The following is a 5,943-nucleotide window of genomic DNA, read 5'->3' as shown; positions in this document are numbered from 1 at the left end:
TTACAGTCCGCCCCCTTTGCCGCTCGGGACATTCCCCCAGCGCGCTCGGAGCCCTCGTCGGGACGCCTCGCAATTGCCCTCCGCTCGCCCGCGGCCGGTGCTATGGACCGGTCTGACTTGCGCAGGGCCGATTACGTCGGGCCCCAATTTGGAGAGCGCCTTATAGTGTCACGTCCTGGGGAACGCAACGACGGCCGGAAAGGCCGCAATCCAGCCGGAAAACCGCCCTTCCGCCCGAAGGCGCAGGCGGGGTCCGAAGAGTGGATCTGGGGCTGGCACGCCGTCGAGGCCGCCCTGGCCAATCCGCGCCGCGGCCCGCCCGTCCGGCTGCTGGCCACGCCCGACCGCGCCCGCCAGCTCGAAGCCCGCTTCGGCCGAGTCAGGGCGATCGAGGTCGCCGACGCCAACGCGATCGCCCGGGCCCTGCCCCAGGCCGCGGTCCATCAGGGAATCGCCCTGCGCCCGGGCCCGCTGCCGGATGTCGAGCTTGCCGACTTCGCCGCCGAACCGGGCGCCGTGCTCTTGATGCTCGACCAGGTCACCGATCCTCAGAACGTCGGGACCATCCTGCGCTCGGCCGCAGCGTTCGGCGCGGCGGGCGTGATCCTGCAGGAGCGGCACGCGCCTCGCCTCACCGGCGCCCTTGCGAAGGCCGCGGCCGGCGCGGTGGACGCCATGCCCCTCGCCCGGGTAGTCAACCTCTCCCGCGCCCTGGAGGAGCTCGCCCGGGCGGGCTGGCGCTCCGTGGGGCTGGCTGGCCAGGCCGAGCGGCCGCTCTCGCAGGTGCTGGGCGGCGAGCCTGTCGTGCTGGTCCTGGGCTCCGAGGGCGAGGGCGTGCGCCGGCTGGTCGCAGAACATTGTGATGCGTTGGCCCGAATTCCGATGCCCGGCGGCTTCGAAAGCCTGAATGTTTCTGCCGCAGCCGCCGTCGCGCTGTACGAAGCTGTGCGGAATAGAGCCTAACCCGGTTGCAGAGCGCGGCACGGCGCCGCATTAACCGCGGCCAATGCTTGAAGAACTCTTTTCCCCCGGCGCCCTTTCGGCCCTGCTCCAAGTCCTGATGATCGACCTGGTCCTCGCGGGCGACAACGCCGTCGCCGTAGGCCTGGCCGCCGGCGGCCTGCCGCAGGAACAGAGACGCAAGGCGATCCTCTACGGCTTGATCGCCGCCGTGGTGATGCGGATCGGCTTTGCGCTGATCACCACCCAGCTTTTGGGGATCATCGGGCTGTTGTTCGCCGGCGGCGTGCTGCTGCTCTGGGTCTGCTGGAAGATGTGGCGCGAGCTGCACCACCAAGCCGAGCCGGAGGAGGCGGCGGCCGAGGCCGTGCTCGACAACGACCCGACCACCGAGCCGAAGATCAAACCGGCCAAGACCTTCAAGTCTGCATTCCTGCAGATTCTCATCGCCGATGTTTCGATGAGCCTGGACAACGTCTTGGCCGTCGCCGGCGCCGCGCGCGAGCACCCGGCCATCCTGGTGTTCGGCCTGCTGCTGTCGATCGCCCTGATGGGCGTCGCCGCCACCTGGATCGCCCGCCTGCTGCACAAGTACCGGTGGATCGGCTACGTCGGCCTGCTCATCGTCCTCTACGTGGCGCTGCACATGATGTGGGAAGGACACCGGACCGCTGTCGTCGACCTGAACCGGACCGCCGACTACAACGCCTTCATGCCCACCTTCCTCGACATCGGCCCCGAGGAAGAAGCCGAGCACCGGCTGCATTAGCGGGACGCCTCTTCCTTTCCCGCCGCAGGCGGGAAAGGAAGGCGCTCTACCCCGCCACCGCCATCTCCGCCCCGCCGAACCGCTCGGTCCATTCGGCGATCTGGGTCTCCTCGACCTTGCGGAACAGCACCTCGGGGACTTCGACCTTGCGGCCGGGGTCGAGGATCTGCAGCAGGGCGGCCCCCTCCCCCTCCGGCCAGCGGCCCGGATACTCCTCGCCCACCGCCAGCGCGATCTTCTCGGCCGCGAAGGGGATGAACGGCTCGGAGACCTTGGCGAACAGCGCCACCAGGTTCAGTCCCGTACGCACCACCACCGCCGCCCGGTCGCGGTCAGTCTTGATCGCCGTCCACGGCGCGGCCTCGGTCAGATACTGGTTGCCCAGCACCCAGAGCTGGCGCACCGCCTGGGCCGCCTTCCTCATCTCGGCCGCTTCCAGGTAGCCGGTCAGCTCGGCCAGCTTGTCCGTCACGTCCGAATAGAGCCGCAGCTCCAGCTCGCCCGACGTCCCGCCCTCGGGAACGACGCCCTCGAACCGGCTCTCGCAGAACTTCAGGATGCGGTTGACGAAGTTGCCCAGCACGTCGGCCAGGTCGGCGTTCACCTGCGCCTGGAACTGCTCCCAGGTGAAGTTGGCGTCCGAGCTCTCCGGCGCGTTGGCCGTCAGCCACCAGCGCCAGTAGTCGGCCGGCAGCAGCTCCAGCGCATGGTCCATGAACACGCCGCGCCGCTGGCTGGTGGAGAACTTGCCGCCGTACCAGTTCAGCCAGTTGAAGCCCTTCAGCATGTCGACCAGCTTCCAGGGGGTGTTGGAGGCCTGGGTCCACTTGCCGCCCGAGCCGAGGCTCTCGTTCAGGCCGATGAGGGTGCAGGGGAAACCCACCGTGTGGAACGGCACGTTGTCCTTGCCCATGAACTCCACATAGGTGACGTCCTGCGCGTGCGGCAGCCGCCACCAGCGCTCCCACTCGATCTCCTCGGCGGCGCCGCGGCCCTCCTCCAGCGCCTTGGCGTCGGCCCACTCCCAGGTGGCGCCGATGTATTCGATCGGGGCGTCGAACCAGACGTAGAACACCTTGCCGGCTAGGCCCTCGACGTCCGGCAGCTCGCCCTTGGGGTTCGCCCCCCAGTCCCAGGCGTTGACCGGCACGCCCCAGGTCAGGTCTCGGGTGATGCCGCGGTCCTGCAGCCCCTCGTCCAGCCACTTGAAGGCGATCGAGGTGACGAGGTTGGGCCAGCTGCCCTTCTTGGTCCCAATCCAGTCGCGAAGCTTGTCCGAGAATAGCGACTGGCGAAGGAACAGGTGCTTGGAATCGCGGATCTCGATCTCTTCCGAGCCTGACACCGCCGAACGCGGCTTGATCAGGTCGGCCGGGTCCAGCACCCGCGTGCAGTTCTCGCACTGGTCGCCGCGAGCGGCCTCGTATCCGCAGTGCGGACAGGTGCCGACCACGTAGCGGTCCGGCAGGAAGCGCTTGTCGGCCAGCGAGTAGACCTGCTTGGTCACCCGCTCCTCTATGAAACCCGCCTCCCACAGCGCCTTGGCGAAGCGCTGGGTCAGCCGGTGGTTCTGCGGCGAGGACGAGCGGCCGAAGTGATCGAACGACAGGCCGAACCGACGGCAGATGTCGTGCTGGGCCCGGTGCTGCTCGTCGCAATACTCGCGCACGTCCTGGCCGGCCGCGGCGGCGGCCAGCTCGGCCGGCGTGCCGTGCTCGTCGGTGGCGCAGACGAACAGCGTCTCGCGGCCCGTGGCCCGCTGGAAGCGCGCATAGACGTCGGCGGGCAGCATCGAGCCCGCCAGGTTCCCCAGCTGCTTGATGCCGTTGATGTAGGGCAAAGCCGAGGTGATCAGGACGCGGGACATCGCTCGCTCGAGGCCTTTCAGAGGGGCTGACGCGGAAGGGGCGCTATATAGGCCCTTAACGGCGTGGCTGCGAACCCCGCGTCGAGAGTCCGGCTAGAGCGGCCCCTTGAACACGAACAGCGCACCGAGCCCGATCAGGGCGAACCCCACCGCGTGGTTCATCGTGAACCGCTCGCCGAGGTAGGTGATCGAGAACACAGCGAAGACCGCCAAAGTGATCACCTCCTGCATCGTCTTCAGCTCGGCCGCCGAATAGACCGTGCGGCCGATGCGGTTGGCCGGCACCGCCAGGCAGTATTCGAAGAAGGCGATCGCCCAGCTGCCGACGATCAGCAGCCACATCGGCCGGTGCTCCACCTTCAGGTGGCCGTACCAGGCGAAGGTCATGAAGACGTTGGAGGCCACGAGCAGGAGGACCGGCCAAACGGCCGCCGCGGCGTGAGGCATGAGGGGCGCTCCTCCGGGGGCTGTGGAAGAATCGGGCTTAACCCTTGGCGTCCAGGGCCTATAACCTGCGCCGCAGTCGGAGGGAGAGCGGCATGCGGGCTTGGGGCGCACGGATCGGGCTGGTTCTGGCGGCGGCGGCGCTGGCGCTGTCGGCCTGCGGGGGCGGCGATGGTCAGGGCGCGAAAGCCGGCGCCGGCACGCTGCGCATCTACAACTGGAGCGACTACATCGACCCGGCGCTGCTGGAGGACTTCACCAAGCAGACCGGCATCAAGGTCGTCTACGACACCTTCGATTCCAACGAGGTGCTGGAGACCAAGGTCCTGCAGGGCGACATCGGCTACGACCTGGTGGTTCCGTCCAACTCCAACCTGCCCCGCTACATCACCGCCCAGGCGATCACGCCGCTCGACAAGGCGAAGCTCCAGGGCCTGCAGAACCTGTGGCCCGACGTGGTCCGCCACATGGAGCCGTTTGATCCGGGCGCGAACTATGCGGTCCCGTACATGTGGGGCACCATCGGCATCGGCTATAACCGTGACGCGGTCGCCCAGCGGCTGCCGGGCGTGAACGTCGACTCCTGGGACTTCGCCCTGAACCCCAAGAACCTCGCCAAGCTGAAGGACTGCGGCGTCTACTTCCTCGACGCCTCGGAGGACATGTACGCCCTCACCCTCCAGTGGCTGGGCAAGGATCCCAACTCCAAAGACCTGGCCGACTACCAGGCGGCCACTGACGCCCTGCTCGTCGCCCGGCCCTTCGTGCGCAAGTTCCACTCCTCGGAATACATCAACGCCCTGGCCAACGGGGACATCTGCCTGGCCGTCGGCTACTCCGGCGACGTCTTCCAGGCCGCCGCCCGGGCCGAGGAGGCGGGGGGCAAGGTCAAGGTCGAGTACGTCATCCCCAAGGAAGGCAGCCAGGTCTGGTTCGACGTCTTCGTTATGCCCAAGGGGGCGCCGAACGCCGAGGCCGCCTACGCCTTCCTGAATTACATGCTGCGGCCCGAGGTCATCGCCAAGGCGTCCAACTACACTCAATACGCCAACGCCAACTCGGCGGCGACGCCGCTGGTGGACGCCGAGATCCGCGGCAACCCGAACATCTATCCGACGCCCGAGGTGTTCCAGCGCCTGTTCGTCACCACCGCCAAGGACCCCGCCCTGCTGCGCGACGTCAACCGGCAATGGACGCGGGTGCTGACCGGCCAGTGACGGGCGGCCGGCTCAACATCGGAGCCATCCGCTCCAGCTTCGCGCCCTGGGAGGACCCGGCCGCAAAGCCCCTGGTGCGGTTTGAAAAGGTCACCAAACGGTTCGGCGCCGTCACCGCGGTCAAGGCGGTGGACCTGGCGATCTACGAGCGCGAGTTCTTCGCCCTGCTGGGCCCCTCCGGCTGCGGCAAGACCACCCTGATGCGCCTCCTGGCGGGCTTCGAGACGCCGGACGAGGGCCGCGTGCTGCTCGGCGACAACGACCAGTCGGACGACCCGCCGCACCGCCGGCCGGTGCATCTGATGTTCCAGTCCTACGCCCTCTTCCCGCACCTCACCGTCGAGCAGAACGTCGCCTTCGGCCTCAAGCAGCAGAAGGTCGCCAAGCGGGAGATCGCCGACCGGGTGGGCGAGATGCTGGCCCTGGTCCGTCTCACCGGCCTGGAACGGCGCCGGCCGGACCAGCTCTCCGGCGGCCAGAAGCAGCGGGTCGCGCTGGCCCGGGCGCTCGCGCCCCGCCCCAAGGTCCTGCTGCTCGACGAGCCGCTGGCCGCCCTCGACCGAAAGCTGCGCGAGGAAACCCAGTTCGAGCTGATGGCCCTGCAGCAGCGGCTGGGCATGACCTTCATGATCGTCACCCACGACCAGGACGAGGCCATGGTCGTCGCCGACCGCATCGCCGTCATG

At 68.3% G+C, this 5,943-nt stretch carries 6 protein-coding genes; 4 read left to right on the top strand and 2 right to left on the bottom strand.

Annotated features, from left to right (window positions below):
• Positions 1-165: 165 nt before the first annotated feature.
• Both rlmB and VHK87_RS07510 read left to right on the top strand, forming a co-directional pair.
• Positions 166-963 (top strand): 23S rRNA (guanosine(2251)-2'-O)-methyltransferase RlmB, encoded by a 798-nt coding sequence (gene rlmB / locus VHK87_RS07515; protein ID WP_414694125.1) that lies wholly within the window; start codon positions 166-168, stop codon positions 961-963.
• A 43-nt stretch (positions 964-1,006) separates the two neighbouring features.
• On the top strand, positions 1,007-1,729 hold the full coding sequence (locus tag VHK87_RS07510) for a TerC family protein (protein WP_329634283.1): 723 nt from the start codon (positions 1,007-1,009) through the stop codon (positions 1,727-1,729).
• Positions 1,730-1,775: 46 nt separating this feature from the next.
• Here VHK87_RS07510 and metG read toward each other — a convergent pair whose 3' ends face one another.
• On the bottom strand, positions 1,776-3,596 hold the full coding sequence (gene metG / locus VHK87_RS07505; protein ID WP_329634282.1) for a methionine--tRNA ligase: 1,821 nt from the start codon (positions 3,594-3,596) through the stop codon (positions 1,776-1,778).
• Between the two features lie 93 nt (positions 3,597-3,689).
• Positions 3,690-4,043: a DMT family protein gene (locus VHK87_RS07500; RefSeq protein WP_329634281.1), complete on the bottom strand. Its 354-nt coding sequence runs from the start codon at positions 4,041-4,043 to the stop codon at positions 3,690-3,692.
• 92 nt (positions 4,044-4,135) lie between these two features.
• Here VHK87_RS07500 and VHK87_RS07495 point away from each other — a divergent pair, with 92 nt between their 5' ends.
• Together VHK87_RS07495 and VHK87_RS07490 are read left to right on the top strand one after the other, a co-directional pair.
• On the top strand, positions 4,136-5,257 hold the full coding sequence (locus tag VHK87_RS07495; RefSeq protein ID WP_329634280.1) for a polyamine ABC transporter substrate-binding protein: 1,122 nt from the start codon (positions 4,136-4,138) through the stop codon (positions 5,255-5,257).
• A partial coding sequence (locus tag VHK87_RS07490; RefSeq protein WP_329634279.1) for an ABC transporter ATP-binding protein occupies positions 5,230-5,943 on the top strand: 714 nt, incomplete at its 3' end. The genes VHK87_RS07495 and VHK87_RS07490, both read left to right, overlap by 28 nt.

Source organism: Phenylobacterium sp., from assembly GCF_036263695.1.
Classification (GTDB): Bacteria; Pseudomonadota; Alphaproteobacteria; order Caulobacterales; family Caulobacteraceae; genus Phenylobacterium.
Note: the sequence above shows the minus strand (reverse complement) of the source record. Positions and strands in the feature narration are given on the sequence as shown.